The 17554-nt window shown below is 45.1% G+C and carries 15 protein-coding genes; 14 read left to right on the forward strand and 1 reads right to left on the reverse strand.

Annotated elements, in window-relative coordinates; all coding sequences use genetic code 11:
- Positions 1-160 precede the first annotated feature (160 nt).
- The 14 genes from RL70_RS06935 to RL70_RS07000 all read left to right on the forward strand — a co-directional run bounded on the left by RL70_RS06935 (position 161) and on the right by RL70_RS07000 (position 16981).
- A complete protein-coding gene (locus tag RL70_RS06935; protein WP_052245826.1) occupies positions 161-2383 on the forward strand; it encodes a ribonucleoside-diphosphate reductase subunit alpha in 2223 nt (740 codons plus the stop codon).
- Positions 2368-2817: a flavodoxin gene (locus tag RL70_RS06940; protein ID WP_039042681.1), complete on the forward strand. Its 450-nt coding sequence runs from the start codon at positions 2368-2370 to the stop codon at positions 2815-2817. Before RL70_RS06935 ends, RL70_RS06940 begins: the two co-directional genes overlap by 16 nt.
- The gene (locus RL70_RS06945; RefSeq protein ID WP_039042682.1) at positions 2787-3824 is read left to right on the forward strand and encodes a ribonucleotide-diphosphate reductase subunit beta; all 1038 of its coding nucleotides are present in this window, start codon (positions 2787-2789) and stop codon (positions 3822-3824) included. Before RL70_RS06940 ends, RL70_RS06945 begins: the two co-directional genes overlap by 31 nt.
- A 707-nt stretch (positions 3825-4531) precedes the next feature.
- On the forward strand, positions 4532-8209 hold the full coding sequence (locus tag RL70_RS06950) for a nitrate reductase subunit alpha (RefSeq protein ID WP_039042683.1): 3678 nt from the start codon (positions 4532-4534) through the stop codon (positions 8207-8209).
- Entirely contained in the window at positions 8199-9806 is a 1608-nt protein-coding gene (narH, locus tag RL70_RS06955; protein WP_039042684.1) for a nitrate reductase subunit beta, read from the forward strand. Before RL70_RS06950 ends, narH begins: the two co-directional genes overlap by 11 nt.
- A complete protein-coding gene (gene narJ / locus RL70_RS06960) occupies positions 9799-10368 on the forward strand; it encodes a nitrate reductase molybdenum cofactor assembly chaperone (RefSeq protein WP_039042685.1) in 570 nt (189 codons plus the stop codon). The genes narH and narJ overlap by 8 nt, the downstream gene beginning before the upstream one ends.
- Positions 10361-11041 (forward strand): respiratory nitrate reductase subunit gamma, encoded by a 681-nt coding sequence (narI, locus tag RL70_RS06965; RefSeq protein ID WP_039042686.1) that lies wholly within the window; start codon positions 10361-10363, stop codon positions 11039-11041. Before narJ ends, narI begins: the two co-directional genes overlap by 8 nt.
- Positions 11042-11092: 51 nt before the next feature.
- Positions 11093-11557, forward strand: coding sequence for a GAF domain-containing protein (locus tag RL70_RS06970; RefSeq protein ID WP_039042687.1), 465 nt, complete (start codon positions 11093-11095; stop codon positions 11555-11557).
- Positions 11554-12639, forward strand: coding sequence for an ATP-binding protein (locus RL70_RS06975; protein WP_369795208.1), 1086 nt, complete (start codon positions 11554-11556; stop codon positions 12637-12639). Before RL70_RS06970 ends, RL70_RS06975 begins: the two co-directional genes overlap by 4 nt.
- Positions 12617-13264, forward strand: coding sequence for a response regulator transcription factor (locus RL70_RS06980; RefSeq protein ID WP_039042688.1), 648 nt, complete (start codon positions 12617-12619; stop codon positions 13262-13264). The genes RL70_RS06975 and RL70_RS06980 overlap by 23 nt, the downstream gene beginning before the upstream one ends.
- A 30-nt stretch (positions 13265-13294) precedes the next feature.
- Positions 13295-13819, forward strand: coding sequence for a hemerythrin domain-containing protein (locus RL70_RS06985; protein WP_039042689.1), 525 nt, complete (start codon positions 13295-13297; stop codon positions 13817-13819).
- Between the two features lie 63 nt (positions 13820-13882).
- A complete protein-coding gene (locus RL70_RS06990; RefSeq protein ID WP_039042690.1) occupies positions 13883-15373 on the forward strand; it encodes a nitrate/nitrite transporter in 1491 nt (496 codons plus the stop codon).
- A gap of 68 nt (positions 15374-15441) precedes the next feature.
- Positions 15442-16461, forward strand: a complete 1020-nt coding sequence (locus RL70_RS06995; protein ID WP_039042691.1) for a ThiF family adenylyltransferase — start codon at positions 15442-15444, stop codon at positions 16459-16461.
- A 34-nt stretch (positions 16462-16495) separates the two neighbouring features.
- Positions 16496-16981, forward strand: a complete 486-nt coding sequence (locus RL70_RS07000) for a molybdenum cofactor biosynthesis protein B (RefSeq protein ID WP_039042753.1) — start codon at positions 16496-16498, stop codon at positions 16979-16981.
- A gap of 24 nt (positions 16982-17005) precedes the next feature.
- On the opposite strand, the gene moaC is transcribed toward RL70_RS07000, so the two are convergent.
- The gene (gene moaC / locus RL70_RS07005; RefSeq protein ID WP_039042692.1) at positions 17006-17500 is read right to left on the reverse strand and encodes a cyclic pyranopterin monophosphate synthase MoaC; all 495 of its coding nucleotides are present in this window, start codon (positions 17498-17500) and stop codon (positions 17006-17008) included.
- Positions 17501-17554: the final 54 nt, after the last annotated feature.

Raw genomic sequence — 17554 nt, forward strand, 5'->3', positions numbered from 1 at the left:
ACACAAGATGTTAGGGTAGATAAAGAATATAAACACTATATATAGTGCTGATGCCGAAATGCCGTCATAAAGGCTTTCGCAGGAAACGCCTTTGAATCGCGTTTTCTCAGCTCTTTTTTAATTGCTAAAATATGAGAGAAATTGGAAGGAGACGGTCGATATGACATTAACCCGTGAAACGAATGATACAACACGCGTGCTTGAAACTTTGCAGGAGGAATTTGGTGCAGAACGAATTGCTCCACTTACAGAAGCGAGTGACAAATGGTTTGCAAAACATCCAGGAGGAGCACTTGCTGAGTGGACAAATGCAATGGTTCTTGAAACGTTAAGTCTGATTGACGAAGCATCTAGCTACTGGACGTTCGTTGCAGCACGTCTATACTTGCAAAAATTGTATGCAGACCAGCAGCAACTTCGCGGGAAAGCTGTTTATTCGAACTTTGCGGGTCATGTCGCGTCTCTAGTTAAACAAGGTCTTTATACGGAAGACTTGGCAAAAAACTATACAACCGACGAATTGACAGCAATCGGGGCTCTTATACAACCTGAACGGGACAAGCTGTTTACATACATCGGCTTGAAAACACTGATGGACCGCTACGCGGCTGTCAACTACTCAAAAGTTCCTGTTGAGTTGCCACAAGAGCGTTGGCTTGTAATTGCAATGACGCTTATGCAACGCGAAACAGAGGATCGTATTGGGAAAATCGCTGAAGCGTATTGGGCGATGAGCAACTTGTACATGACAGTTGCAACACCGACACTTTCTAATGCAGGAAAACCACACGGTCAGCTTTCCAGTTGTTTCATTGACACGGTTGATGATTCATTAACTGGAATTTATAACAGCAACACGGATATCGCAAACTTGTCGAAATACGGCGGCGGCATTGGCGTCTATATGGGGAAAGTCCGTTCACGTGGATCATCCATCCGTGGTTTCAAAGGCGCTTCCAGCGGAGTCCTCCCTTGGATCAAGCAATTGAATAACACTGCGGTTAGCGTAGATCAGCTCGGACAGCGTCAAGGCGCAGTAGCTGTCTATTTAGATGTTTGGCATAAAGATATTTTCACGTTCCTTGACTTGAAATTGAATAACGGTGACGAACGTCTTCGTGCACATGATATTTTCACTGGCGTTTGCTTGCCTGACTTATTCATGGAAGCAGTCGATGCTCGCGCAGATTGGCACTTGTTTGACCCGCACGAAGTTCGTACAGTGATGGGGTATTCACTAGAAGACTCTTACGACGAAGCGAAGGGTGCTGGAACATTCCGTGAGCGCTATGAAGCGTGTGTGAATCATCCTGAAATTTCAAGAGATTCCGTCCCGGCGATCGAAATCATGAAACGCATCATGCGCAGCCAGCTTGAAACAGGAACTCCATACATGTTCTACCGTGATGAAGTAAACCGTGCAAACCCAAATAAGCATGCAGGTATCGTGTATTCAAGTAACTTATGTTCAGAAATCATGCAAAACATGAGTCCCACTGAATTTGAGTCCGTCACATTGGAAGATGATATCGTTGTGACGCGTTCAAAACCAGGCGACTTCGTAGTTTGTAACTTGTCGTCCGTCAATTTAGGTAAAGCTGTCCCTGCAGGTGTATTAGAGCGCTTGATCCCAATTCAAGTTCGTATGCTCGACAACGTAATCGATTTGAATAAGATTCCGGTTGTCCAAGCACAGCGTACAAACAGCCGATACCGTGGAATTGGACTTGGAACTTTCGGATGGCATCATCTTCTTGCACTTGAAGGAATTCAGTGGGAGTCAGACGAAGCAGTTGAATTTGCAGATCGTCTGTATGAACAAATTGCGTACTTGACGATTCGTTCTTCTATGGAAATTGCTGGAGAAAAGGGAGCGTATCCATTGTTCGAAGGATCCGATTGGGAAACAGGAGCGTACTTCGACAAACGCGAATACGTTTCAGACGAATGGAACGAGCTACGTAAAAACGTTGCAGAAACAGGAATTCGTAATGGTTATCTGATGGCGGTTGCACCGAATAGTTCAACATCCGTCATCGCAGGTTCTACAGCATCAATCGACCCTGTGTTCAAACCGTTCTACCATGAAGAGAAGAAAGACTATAAATTGCCGGTCATTGCACCGGACTTAGACCATAATACGTACGATGTTTACCGTCGTTCTGCATATATTGTCGATCAGCGTTGGTCGATTAAGCAAAACGCTGCGCGTCAGCGTCACATTGACCAATCGATTTCATTTAACTTCTATGTACCGAATAATATCCGTGCTTCTGTATTACTTAATCTTCACTTGCAAGCTTGGAAATCAGGAATGAAAACAACGTATTATACTCGTTCAACAGCTTCAGAAATCGAGGAGTGCGAATGGTGTCATTCTTAATTGCCTATGCTTCTTGGAGCGGCAATACTGCAGAAACTGCGGAATTGATAGAAAAGACATTAGTGGCTAGCGGTGCATCAGTTCAGATGCATCGCATCGGCATAGGACCCGTACCAGATTATCGAGATTTTGACGCGATGATTGTCGGATCGTTTACATGGGACCAAGGCTCAACGCCTGACGAAGTGAAAGATTTCGTACTGGATGTCGGCGTAAAGCCGGATCACGTGTACGTATTTGGAACGGGAGATACACAATTCGGTGGCGATGATCTGTTTTGCAAAGCAGCCGTGAAATTAGCTCGTTTTTATAACTCAGCGCTTGAGCCGCTGAAAATTGAACAAAGCCCGCGTGGCGCGCAAGAAATCCGCGTGAGAGACTGGGCAGAGGGAGTGCTAGACCATTGGAAACACTTACACGAGTTAACGTACTAAATCCAACAAATCCAAACAAAGCAACCGCGATTTTCGGCGGGGAAGCAAGTGGTATCCTGAACTGGAACAACTTGGCACATCCGCATTTCTATACATTGCGTCAGCGAATCCGTTCATTGTTCTGGACAGCCAATGAAGTAGATTTGACACAAGACGTAAAGCAATTCGCGAACCTTTCTAAATTGGAGCAAGACGCATTCTTAAAGATTATCGGCCTACTTGCAACGCTTGACGGTCCACAAACGGTCGTTGCGATGAAAATCGCTGACTTTGCGACAGATCCATCCGTCAAATCGATTATGGCAACGATCGCTGACCAGGAAAGCGAGCACAACCATAGCTATGCATACGTCCTGTCTTCCGTGACAACATATGACAAGCAAGTGGAGTCGTTTGAAATGGGACGGTCAGACGAAGTATTAATGAAGCGAAACGAACGCATTGTTGAGATTTACAATGAATTCGCAACGAATCCAACGATTGAAACTGTACTAAAGGCAATGGTTTATACAACGTTGCTTGAAGGGTTATTTTTCTATAGCGGATTTGCGTTCTTCTACAACCTAGCTCGCCATCAAAAGATGGTAGGTACCTCAACGATGATTTCTTACATTAACCGTGATGAGCTACAGCACGGAAAAGCAATTAGCGATATCTTCCGTGCGGCACTTGCGGAAAATCCTGAGTACAATACAGAAGAATTTACGGAATGGATCTACGACCAGTTCCGTCATTCTGTGGAGCAGGAAACGATTTGGAGCCGCTACGTGCTTGCTGATATCGATGGCATCGACTTGGATGAAATGGACGGCTATGTCAAATACCGTGCCAACAAAATGCTTCGCATGCTCGGACTCAGCGAAATCTATCCGGAATTCATCGACAATCCTATGAAGTGGATCCGTGCTTATACGGACAATTTCGATGGAACGAAAACAGACTTCTTCGAACAAACTTCCCGTCAATACGTGAAAACGAGTGATTTAAACGGATTCGACGATCTATAAATACCAGAAAAGCCAAGTGTTCAGCATGTTGCTGATCGCTTGGCTTTTTTTATGGAGTAAATTCAAGGAGACGAAAAGAAAAGCCCTGAATGACTCCGAGTAATCCCTCACAACAATCGCATTGTAGTCAAGTAGTGATCAACTCAGCAACCTAATGTAAAACGCGATGATTTTGATAGTAACCTACTCCGGACGATGGAAAACTCTCTTCAATTGAAGTGGAACTTGGCTGATTTGACCGATAACGCTCAAAAACGTGTAGTGATTCGTTCTTACAAGAGTGTTTCTTCATAGCTTACTGACTATTCCCCCCCTCCATTTCCCTAAGTCTATCGGAAAAATGGTCAAAAACCTTGGTGTGAAATAGGACTTACCCTCATATATATCTGAAGAATTCATCGATATACTCAAATTAAGGCACAATCCATTTCTTTAAAAAGCAATGGGAATTAGGGGGCGCTGGACATAAAACTATCCATGCCAATACACTCCTAATTAGCGCCGCTACGTCATTCCCGAAAAGGGAAGATGCTAAACTGATACTTTATATCAATATTCTAGATGAGAAAAAAGAACTGAATTTAGTAATAGGGAAATCCCTAATGGAAAATAGTCAGAATACATTATAGGATAGAAATATAGGAAAATTCTAGAATGTATCGTCATTGCACATCTTGTTGGTCATTAGGAAGGGAGCATGAAATTCAATGAAGAAAACGAAATTCAATTTGAATTACTTCAAACCGGTTGAAAAGTACTCAGGCAATTGGTCTGCGCTAGAAGAAAAGAACCGTGATTGGGAAAACATGTACCGTCAACGCTGGTCGCATGACAAAGTAGTCCGGACAACACATGGAGTGAACTGTACAGGTTCATGCAGTTGGAAAGTGTTCGTCAAGAACGGAATCATTACTTGGGAGAACCAACAAATCGACTACCCTTCCTGTGGCCCGGATATGCCGGAGTTTGAACCGCGCGGATGTCCACGTGGAGCATCATTCTCTTGGTATGAATATAGCCCACTTCGTATTAAATATCCGTACATCAGAGGGAAGTTGTGGCGCATGTGGGGACAGGCGCTGACAGAACATAAAGACCCTGTCAAAGCATGGGCTAGCATTGTAGAAGATCCAGAGAAATCGACAGACTATAAACAAGCTCGCGGAAAAGGAGGTCACGTCCGTATTCATTGGCGTGATGCAACAATGCTCATCTCCGCACAACTCATTTATACGATTCAAAAGTACGGCCCTGACCGAATTGCAGGCTTTACACCAATTCCGGCGATGTCGATGGTCAGTTATGCATCTGGTGCCCGCTTTATCTCCCTTATTGGTGGGGAAATGCTCAGTTTCTACGATTGGTATGCGGATCTTCCGCCTTCTTCACCGCAAATTTGGGGTGAACAGACAGATGTACCAGAGTCGAGTGACTGGTTCAACGCAGGATACATTATCATGTGGGGATCGAACGTTCCGTTAACACGTACACCGGATGCTCACTTCATGACTGAAGTTCGTTACAAAGGAACAAAGGTCGTCTCGGTTGCACCAGATTATGCGGAAAGCGTTACACATGCGGATGACTGGATTGCAGCGAATCCCGGAACGGATGCAGCTGTTGCTCAAGCGATGACACATGTCATTCTTGAAGAGTTTTATGAACAGCGCAAAGAGCCGATGTTTTTGAATTATGCTAAACAATATACAGACATGCCATTCCTCGTCTTTTTGGATGAACACGAAGGGGCATATAAAGCAGGTCGATTCCTGCGCGCAAGTGATATCGGTCAAGAATCGCAGCACTCAGAGTGGAAACCGGTCATATTGGATGAAAGTGTCAATGAAATTATCGTTCCGAACGGGACAATGGGACAGCGTTGGGAAGATGACGTCAAATGGAACTTGCTCCTCGACAAAGAAGATGGTACTCGCGTAGAACCTGCATTGTCCATTGCAGATGCAGATGCAGAGTGGAAAGAAATTCATTTCCCATTCTTCGATAATTTATCGAACGGTGTCTTCACACGTCCGATTCCAACGAAGGTACTTACGATGGCAGATGGCACAACAAGACGCGTCGCAACTGTTTACGACATCATGCTCAGTCAATATGGTGTGAATCGAATCGGCAGCGAATTAGAAGCAAAGGATTACTTCGACAAATCGTCTATCTATACGCCGGCTTGGCAAGAGAAGATTACGAGTGTGAAACCGGAACTTGTCGTCCAGATTGCTAGGGAATTTGCACAGAATGCACTGGATACAGGCGGACGCTCGATGATCATCATGGGGGCAGGGATTAACCACTGGTTTAACAGTGACACAATTTACCGAGCAATCTTGAATTTGGTGACGTTAACTGCTTCACAAGGCGTGAATGGCGGAGGCTGGGCGCACTACGTCGGACAAGAGAAATGTCGTCCGATCGAAGGCTGGAGCACGATTGCCTTTGCGCGTGACTGGCAAGCACCGCCGCGTCTTCAGAACGCGACATCCTTCTTCTACTTCTCGACAGACCAATGGAAGTATGAAGAAGCTGGCACTCAATCCCTTATGTCACCGCTTGGTGGGGACGCTAGATATGAACATCCGGCAGACTATAACGTACTTGCGGCGCGCCTTGGATGGCTTCCTTCCTATCCACAGTTCAATAGAAACAGTCTACAACTGACGGAAGAAGCAGCGAAAGAAGGAAAAACAACGACACCTGAAATTGTAGAGTATGTGAAGGAACAACTGACTTCCGGAAAAATGAACTTTGCAGTGGAAGATCCGGATGCACCTGAAAACTTCCCGAGAAGCCTATTCGTGTGGCGCTCAAATCTAGTGTCTAGTTCAGCGAAAGGTCAAGAATACTTCATGAAGCATTTATTCGGAGCTTCTGATGGGTTGCTTGCGAAGCCGAACGAACGCATGAAGCCTGAAGAAATCGTCTGGCGCGAAGAAGTTGAAGGGAAACTTGACTTGCTCGTTGCACTCGATTTCCGTATGACAACAACGCCACTATATGCGGATATCGTTCTTCCTGCAGCAACTTGGTATGAAAAAGTAGATTTGTCTTCAACGGATATGCATCCATTCGTTCACCCGTTCAACCCGGCAGTGGATCCACTTTGGGAATCTCGTTCAGACTGGGATATTTATCGATCCATTGCAGAAACGTTCTCAGAAATGGCGAAAACCCATTTGCCTGGTGTTTACAAAGATCTCGTCACTTCTCCACTTGCTCATGACTCAGTTCAGGAGATTGCCCAGCCACACGGGGACGTGAAAGATTGGAAGAAGGGTGAAGTTGAAGCAATACCAGGGAAGACGATGCCGGGCATGACAATCGTGGAGCGTGACTATACAAAAGTCTATGACAAGTACGTCACACTCGGTCCACTTCTATCGACAGGGAAAGTCGGAGCACATGGTGTCAGCTTCTCAGTCGCTGAAGAATACGAGATGATGAAAGGCATCAACGGTGTCTACGAAGACGACACCATTAAGGACGGCTTGCCGAAACTGCACACAGCGAAGCATGCGGCTGAAGCAATGTTAACTCTTTCATCCGCAACAAATGGTCGTGTTTCTCAAAAAGCGTTTGTATCAGCGGAACACGACACAGGCGTCGAGCTGAAGGATATTTCAGCAGACCGTGCAGCAGAGCGATTCACATTCGCGAGCATCACAGCACAGCCACGTGAGGTCATTCCGACACCAGTGTTTAGTGGATCCAACAAACTTGGACGGAGATACTCACCATTCACAACGAATATTGAACGGATGGTACCGTTCCGCACACTCACTGGACGTCAGCATTTCTACTTGGATCACGAATTGTTCTTGGACTTTGGTGAAGCATTACCGGTATATAAACCGACGTTACCACCGCTCGTACTTGGACCGCATGATCGACCGGTCGCAGGGACAGAGGATTCACTGGTGTTGCGTTACTTGACGCCACATGGCAAGTGGAACATCCACTCGACGTACCAAGACAATCAGCACATGTTGACGTTGTTCCGTGGAGGACCAACTGTATGGATCTCTGATGTGGATGCAATAGCTCACGACATCGACGATAATGCTTGGCTTGAAGTGTACAACCGGAATGGTGTCGTAACAGCACGTGCTGTAGTCAGCCACCGGATTCCTAAAGGCACAATGTTCATGTATCACGCACAAGACAAACACATTCAAGTTCCTGGTTCAGAGATTACGGAAGAACGCGGAGGCAGTCATAATGCACCAACTCGTATCCATATGAAGCCGACCCAAATGGTAGGCGGTTACGCACAACTCAGTTATGGATTTAACTATTATGGACCGATTGGAAACCAACGTGACGAATACGTAGCCGTCCGTAAAATGAAGGAGGTCAACTGGCTTGAAGATTAAAGCGCAAATCGCAATGGTGATGAACTTGGACAAATGCATCGGCTGCCATACGTGCAGTGTGACATGCAAAACGACATGGACGAACCGCGAAGGTGCTGAATACATGTGGTTCAACAACGTGGAAACGAAACCTGGGATTGGCTATCCGAAACGCTGGGAAGATCAGGAAATCTACAAAGGTGGATGGAACTTACGAAACGGAAAGTTGGAGCTCAAGTCGGGCTCCAAACTCTCCAAGATCGCCCTCGGGAAAATTTTCTACAACCCGGATATGCCAGAGATGAAAGACTACTACGAGCCCTGGACATACGACTATGAAAAATTAACAACTGCACCGGAGAGTAAACACACTCCGGTTGCACGTGCTAAGTCAGTAGTCACAGGTGATTACATGGATCTGGAGTGGGGCCCTAACTGGGAAGACCAATTGGCAGGCGGTCACATCACTGGTCCGACTGACCCGAATATCGTAAAGATCGAAGAAGAGATTAAGTTCAACTTTGAGCAAGCGTTCATGATGTACTTGCCTAGATTGTGTGAGCACTGCTTGAATCCAAGTTGTGTCGCATCTTGTCCTTCAGGCGCGATGTACAAACGGGATGAAGACGGAATCGTACTCGTTGACCAAGAAGCGTGCCGAGGGTGGCGCTATTGTATGACGGGCTGTCCGTATAAGAAAGTGTACTTCAACTGGAAAACGAACAAAGCCGAGAAATGTACATTCTGTTTCCCTAGAATTGAATCAGGACTACCAACTGTATGCTCTGAGACATGTACAGGAAGAATCCGTTATCTAGGTGTCTTGCTGTATGATGCAGACCGTGTACTCGAAGCTGCAGCTACACCAGATCCGAAAGACTTGTACAAAGCACAATGTGATTTGTTCCTTGATCCGAATGATCCTGAAGTCATGGAGCAAGCACGAAAAGATGGGATTTCAGAAGACTGGATTACAGCAGCACAAAATTCACCCGTGTATAAGCTTGCGATCGAATACAAGCTTGCATTCCCGTTACACCCTGAATATCGTACATTGCCAATGGTTTGGTACGTGCCACCACTAAGCCCAATCATGAACTACTTTGAGGGGAAAGATTCCATCCAGAATCCGGATATGATCTTCCCGGCAATTGAAGAGATGCGGATTCCGATTCAGTACTTAGCGAATATGCTGACAGCTGGAGACACGGAAACAGTGAAAGGGTCCTTGCAGCGAATGGCGATGATGCGGTCATTCATGCGTGCGCAATCCTCCGGTAAAGACTTTGATGAGTCCAAACTGGAACGCGTCGGATTGACGGCATCTTCAACAAAGAAGATGTACCGCCTCCTTGCGATTGCGAAATACGAAGATCGATTTGTTATTCCGACTTCCCACAAAGAAGGACAGATGAACGTCTATCGATCACAAGGTTCAGCTGGTTACACGGATATGGGGACGTACGGTGAAGCTGCACAATCCGATAACTATAGCTATTCAGTAATGGGATCCAATGGTAGTTGTGATGGATGTGGACCTGCATCACCAAGTGCTCCTGTAAAGACAGGTAAGGAAATTTACGAAGAGAACTTCTATGGGGGGATCTGGCGTGATTGACTTAGACCTTCTCTACGAAAAGAAACAGATCTTCGGATTCTTTGCGAAGCAATTTTCATATCCCGACAAAATGACGTTTCATCCGAGTGTGTTGGAAGGGTCGCTGAACCCTTCCGATCCTTCCTATAAAGAGGTCAAAGAGTATTGGGATAAGATGCAAACGTACAGTCTCGATGAAATCCAGGAAATGTACACGTACACGCTGGATTTTCAAAAAGATGCCACGTTATTCATGACCTATGTGAAATATGGTGATTCCAGAGAGCGTGGTCAAACACTGGCTCGTCTCAAAGTGTTGTATGAAATGTTCGGTCTTGTCATGCCGGATAGTGAACTTTCGGATTCGTTGCCGCTCATGTGTGAATTCATCTACGCCGCTGAATGGAAAGGAGATCCACGTGCGCAACAAAGTTTCTCCATGTTGTTAGCTGTCCTTGAAGATGGTTCTTATCATTTGATGAAAGCATTAGAAAAATACGAAAGCCCGTATCATTCGCTTGTGAAAGGGATGAGAGAAGAATTCAAAGCATGTATCCGCCGGGAGGTTCCAGCCAATGACTAGTCAATTTCTATGGGTGATTTTCCCCTACCTCTGTATTGCAGTATTCATAGTCGGACATATTTTTCGCTATAGACACGATCAGTTTGGCTGGACGGCGAAGTCCAGTGAATTCATCGAAAAAAGGCAATTGATGATTGGGAGTTTGCTATTCCATATCGGGATATTCCCTGTTATTCTGGGTCACGTTGCGGGGCTAGGAATTCCAATGGAGTGGACGCGTGCAATGGGAGTCAGTGACCATATGTATCACATCGGTGCAGTATGGGGCGGCGGATTTTTCGGAGTCGTGACGCTCGTTGGAATGATTATCCTGACAAGTAGACGGTTTACGAATAGTAATGTGCGTCATTTGTCATCCGCTTCGGATTTGATTGTGAATTCGTTCTTGCTGTTTATTGTATTTATCGGTGTATACAGTTCACTGATTACGAACACTACGACACCGGGATTTGACTACCGTGCGACGATCTCAATCTGGTTCCGATCCTTGCTCATTCTACAGCCTCAAGCTGAGTTCATGGCATCCGTTCCTATTGCATTCAAGTTGCATATCCTCACAGGTTTTCTTATTTTTGCAATGTGGCCCTTCACACGACTCGTTCACGTATGGAGTGTGCCGTTGAATTATGTAGGTAGAAGTTATATTCTTTACAGGAAGGATAAGAGAAACTGATGAAGAGAGAGGCGTAGTGAGCCCTTTCTCAAGTTAGAGGGGGGATGTCTCATGGAAAGCCAGTCAGCATTTAATTACCAGCAGCAAGTTGAAGAGATTCGTCTTGCAATGGCGTGTGATTTCGTCGCATTGGCACTTGTGCAACCCGAGGAGCGGCACTTTCAAATTCGTTGGGAGTACGCATCTGGGAATTTGAGTCAACGTTTTCGACGCATTGTTCTCCATTCTGGAAAAGGCGTTGCAGGGATTGTATTCAAGACAGGTAAACCGATGTACGTACCGGATGCTCAGAAATATTATAAAAAAGAAGATTTATATAACTATCCAATTCTTATAGCAGAAGAGCTTGAAAGTTTCGCAGCAATTCCTTTGTTTAAATACAACCGTGTGAAAGGGATCTTGCTAGCGGGGTGTCGCAAGAAGAATAGTATGTCTGTTGAGAAGTATGAATTGCTGCAATCTCTAGTTGCACCGACATTCGGACCTTATTACAGTGAGGAGTTGACCGGGATTTGAATGGAATTAGTCAAAGTGGCATGAGTAATCTGTTAGAGCAGCTATATGAAAACTCCACAGAAGCTATATTCTTCTTCAGCCTTGAGGGTAGCGTTCTTTCGATGAACAAAGCTGCTGAAAAAATTCTCGATCCTCAGGTCGCTCAACTCATGAAATCTGGAAGTGCAGATGCAATCTGTATGGCGTGCAAAGGATTCACAAGTGCTGAAGAAGAACAGACATGTATTTCTTGTTATATGTCAGATCCGAATCGGAATATCCCTTCATTTCAAGTGTTTCTGGAAACAGTTGGTCGAGGTATTGTTCCGTATACAGGAAGTATTCAAATGATCGATGAGGAACAAGGAATTCGCGTGTTCATGCTTCGGGATTTGACGGAGCAATTCAAAACGTCTGAAACCGTGCATCAAAAGACCCTCGTCAAACGAGTCATTAAAGCACAAGAAGACGAGCGCAAGAGAATCTCCCGTGAGTTACATGACAGTGTGGCTCAAGAGATGCTGAGCTCTTTAGTTGACCTTCGCGTGTTGAAGTACATGAATGTGGAAGATGATGTATTGAAAAAGGTTAGACAAACAGAAGGATCACTTATGCGTCTACTCGATGATATCCGCCATCTATCGGTTCAGCTAAGACCGGCAACGTTGGATGACTTAGGGTTAGAAGCAGCATTCCGCACACACTTCAAATGGACTGAAAAAAATTATGGACTTCTCGTCCATTTCAAAAGCAATATGCACTCTCAACGATTCGAAGGTGAGATTGAAACCGTTGTCTACCGAGTTTGTCAAGAGGCTGTATTCAATGCATTGAAGTACGCAGATGTTGATGAAGTCGATGTCGATCTTTTATTGTCTTCAGATGAGTTGACACTTACTATTTGCGATTCAGGAGTGGGATTTGACTCGAATTCGCCGACGTACAAAGGGACAGGGCTTGGACTATTTGGGATGAAGGAACGTGCGGAGTTGGTGGATGCTACTTTAACGGTTCAAACAGGCATTGGAAATGGAACGACAATAATACTCACCGTGCCTCTAAAGAAGGAGGAAACGGACATTGAAAATAATCATCGCGGATGATCACGCAGTCGTAAGAAGCGGCTTCATGCACATATTGAATTTCCAACGGGATATGGAAGTCGTAGCAACAGCCGCAGATGGCTTAGAGGCATATGACTTAGTCGCTAAACATAAACCGGACGTACTTTTGATGGACTTGAGCATGCCCCCTGGAGAAAGTGGTTTGATCGCCACTGGGAAAATCAACGAAGATTTCCCAGACACAAAAATTGTAATTTTAACGATGTATGACGACGAAGAATATTTGTTTCATGTGTTGAAAAACGGAGCATCCGGATATGTATTGAAAAACTCACCGGACGAAGAATTATTTACAGCGATTCGTACAGTTTATGACGGCGGTACGTACATTCAACCATCTATGGCGACTTCGCTAGTTCGAGAGTTTGTAAAAAAGGATGGAGAGCAAGTGGAAACAGATCCATTTAAAATTCTCTCAAAGCGTGAAATTGAAGTGTTGCCACTCGTTGCAAAAGGATATGGCAACAAAGAAATTGCTGAAAAGCTATATATATCTGTAAAAACAGTGGAAGCACATAAAGCGAAGTTGATGGAGAAGTTAGACTTGAAGAGTAAACCAGAGCTAGTTGAATATGCGCTTAAGAAGAAGTTCTTGAATTTCTAAAACTGGTTTAGTTGAAACGGAGGCTTCGTCATGGAATCTAAGCGATTCAAATTCGATTTGCCTGCGTTGCAGGTATTGGAAAACGAGCATCAGTACTTGAAGTATTTAATGGATAATTGGCATCCGATTGTTCTTGGATTCGAACGAAACATCTACTCACTTGAAGAGGCTCGTGAAGCTATTGCCTCATTGCGGAAAGCGCTAATTGAGTTTATCGAACCGTTTAAGAATCATACAGAAAAGGAAGAAGATATTTTGTTTCCTGTGCTTGCGCAATATATAGGAGGCGATCAGGGTCCAGTCAAGGCAGTTGAAGAAGAGCATGAAGAGCTGGATGCCTACATCGGACATTTCCTTCACCATACACGAGGTAGTCTGGATGACCTGTCATTGAAAGATCTTGAAGCCGTAGCAAAAGACGCGGGAGAAGCTTTTGAAGCAATTACTGTGCATTTCATCAAGGAAGAATCGATTGTTTTTCCGATGGTAGAATCCATGTTGCGTATTGAACAACAAGACGCGTTATTCGAAAAGTTATATACACCAATTTTGTAAGGTAAACAGGAAATACCTGATCTACAAGAGCCTTTCATTCCCTATAGAAATGGACTGATATGGATGATTAAAAAAGTGCAACTGCCGTTACAAACGGCAAACTTAGTCGTAGGTTTCATGGTGTGGGTGCTCATTTCGTCACTGCTTCCGTTTATTCGTGAAGACGTTGCGATTCCAGCATCACGTGTTGCGATAGTCACTGCAGTTCCAGTCGTTCTCGGTTCGATCTTGCGAATTCCGCTTGGCTATTACGCAAACGTTTTTGGAGCAAGGATTATCTTTGCAGTGAGTTTCATCTTGTTACTATTTCCAGTGTTCTACATAAGTGCTGCGTCATCATTCACGGACTTGATCATTGGAGGTACGTTCCTAGGTATCGGGGGTGCTGTGTTCTCTGTTGGGGTTACTTCACTGCCGAAGTACTATCCAAAAGAAAAACATGGTTTGATCAACGGAATCTATGGAATGGGGAACGTAGGTACAGCCGTCACAACGTTTGCAGCTCCTGTCTTGGCGGTTCAGTTCGGATGGAGTGCGACTGTTAAATTTTATCTGATTCTACTGCTTGCGTTCGCGGCATTGAACTTCGTACTCGGTGATCGCAAAGAACCCAAAGTAAAGACATCGATGATCGGACAAATCAAAGGTGTCTATAAAAATGAAAAACTGTGGTTCTTCTCGTTATTCTATTTCATCACTTTTGGAGCGTTTGTCGCGTTCACAATCTTCTTGCCGAACTTCCTAGTCGATTACTTTGAGTTGGAAAAAGTGGATGCAGGAATGCGGACAGCAGGATTTATCATCGTAGCAACACTATTTCGTCCAGTGGGCGGATGGCTTGCGGATCGCTTCCAACCGTTGTTCCTATTGATGGGTGTTTTCGCAGGACTGACATTCGCTGCGGTTCTACTCGCATTCTCCCCATCGATTCTTCTATACACAGTCGGAATCATGCTCATTGCCCTAACTGCTGGTATCGGAAATGGTGTTATTTTCAAACTAGTTCCGTTTTACTTCAGTAAACAAGCAGGAACAGCAAATGGTATTGTATCGATGATGGGTGGTCTCGGTGGATTCTTCCCACCATTACTCTTATCTGCGGTGCATTCAATGACAGGGTCGTACTCAATTGGGTTCATGGCGTTTGCCCAATTTGCACTCGTAAGTCTAGTCCTTGTCATCTGGCTCTATTACATGGACCGTCTGTCTACTGCAAAAGAAGTATTTGACTCGACAGGTTCAGGGATTCTTGTCACCGATGCATCTGGAAAGATTTTGTCGGTCAATCCTGCCTTTACTAGATTGACAGGATATCCTTCAGATGAAGTCATTGGGAAAAACCCGAATGTCCTCAGTTCAGGCAAGCAATCCAAGGAATTCTACACATCTATGTGGAGCGTCATTGGGAACGAAGGATCTTGGCAAGGAGAGATATGGAACAAACGGAGAGATGGTTCTGAGTACTTAGAGCTGTTGACCATCAATGCCATTAAAAATAATGATGGTGACGTAACCCGTTACGTTGGGACATTCAGCGATATAACCAGAGCTTAAAACGGGGACGGCCGGTCTAATCGACTGGCGGTCCTCTGCTTACTTTACGCGAAATGAAGGTGCGTATTTTGGAACAACGATACTCAAGACAAGTTTTGTTCAATCCAATTGGAGAGACAGGACAACGGAAATTGGAAAACTCCCATGCGTTTGTCCTCGGATGTGGGGCACTTGGATCAGCAATTGCAGAGACACTTGTGCGTGCGGGTATTCAGAAACTGACGATAGCGGATCGGGATTACGTAGAGCCTTCGAATCTGCAAAGACAACAACTGTTCACAGAGCAGGATGCTGTTCAAGGCGTGCCGAAAGTGATTGCAGCAGAAGCAAGACTACGTGCGATTCGCAGTGATGTAACACTCGTTCCTTTGCTTGACCATGTTGATGGACAACTTTTGGAGCGATATGCGCAGGATGCGGATATCTTATTGGATGCGACCGATAACTTTGAGGCTAGATTATTACTGAATGACTTCGCGTGGAAATATAAGATTCCATGGGTGTATGGAGCGTGTGTCGGAAGCTCCAGTAGCGTATTTCCATTCATCCCGGGTAAAACGCCTTGCTTCAGATGCTTGTTGCCAGTACTTCCTTCTGTCAATGAAACCTGTGATACTGCGGGAATTATTGCACCAGCTGTTCAACTTACAGCTGCGCACCAAAGTACAGAAGCGCTAAAATGGTTAACAGGGAACGAAGAAGCGATGCGCACAAAATTGTTACACACAGATATTTGGCATAATACGCAAGTGGAAGCGGGCATCACACGATTGAAGAAGGAAGCGTGTGAAACATGTGGAAGTACTCCTACATACCCGTCCTTGAATTCCGAGTCAGGCACGAACTACGTCGTATTGTGCGGTCGGGAAACGGTTCAAATCATCCCGGCAGCTGAGCGTAAGTTGACTGGAGAAGATGTCTATCGCGTTGCGGAACGTCTCGGGACAGTGGAAAAGCATACACCATTTTTTGTTGAGTTTTACGCAGAGGGATATCGTTGTGTGGGGTTCTCAAATGGAAGACTGCTCATTCATGGGTTGAAGGATATGCGGAAAGGGCGCAAAATCTATCATCAACTGTTCGGATAAGGGGAGAATCGATGTGTACAAAGAAAACTCAGAGATGAAAAGGAAATTGAATGTGTGTGTATTAACAGTGAGCGATACACGTACGGAGGAAGATGACAATAGCGGAAGATTAATCAGAGAAAAGGTTGAAGAAGCAGGGCATGAAGTCATTGCCCGAGTCATTTGTCCGGATGATAAAAACGCGATCTTGAAAGCGGTGGAATCGTGGATTGGCAAGAAGGATGCGAATGCGATTATCATCACTGGCGGAACCGGCATCAGTTATCGGGATGTGACAATTGAAACGATCCGTCCATTTTTCACGAAGGAATTAACCGGTTTCGGAGAGTTGTTCCGCTACATTAGTTACGCAGAGGATGTTGGCTCGAAAGCGCTGCTAAGCCGTGCAGCTGCTGGAGCTGTCGGAGAAAAAGTCCTGTTTGCGTTACCAGGATCCGTAAAAGCAGTTGCGCTTGCGATGGATCGCCTTGTTATGCCGGAGCTGCTGCACATTCACTATGAGTTGACGAAGCATTTATAAGGGATACAAAAAGACGGAAGCGAGTTACGCATCCGTCCTAATATAATCCCCGTTTTTCCCACCAGTTTTAGATTGAAGCATCGTGGGGCCGATGACCATCTCTTTACCAGCTGCTTTACACATGTCATACACCGTTAAGGCAGTCGCTGATGCGGCTGTGAGTGCTTCCATTTCAACGCCGGTGAGTCCTGTTGTTTTCACTTCTGCGCGAATGAGTACTTCATAGTGTTGCATAGATTCATCGATATTCCATTCAAATCGAATATCGACACCGGTTAGAGGAAGTGGATGACACATTGGAATGATGGTTGCCGTATTTTTAGCTGCCATAATCCCAGCGACTTGTGCCACTGCGAAGACATCGCCTTTTTTATTTTTACCGTCTTTAATTTGATTGTAAATCGTGTCATTGACAAGGATGGATGTGCTCGCAACAGCAGTGCGTGATGTAATAGATTTGTCGGATACATCGACCATCCGTGCACGTCCTTGGTCATTAAAATGAGTGAGTTCAGACATTCGAATCATTCCTTTCAACTCTGATACACTCAGTATAACAGAAGAAAGCAGGTG

It is taken from the genome of Sporosarcina sp. ZBG7A (assembly GCF_000813425.1).
Taxonomy (GTDB): domain Bacteria; phylum Bacillota; class Bacilli; order Bacillales_A; family Planococcaceae; genus Sporosarcina.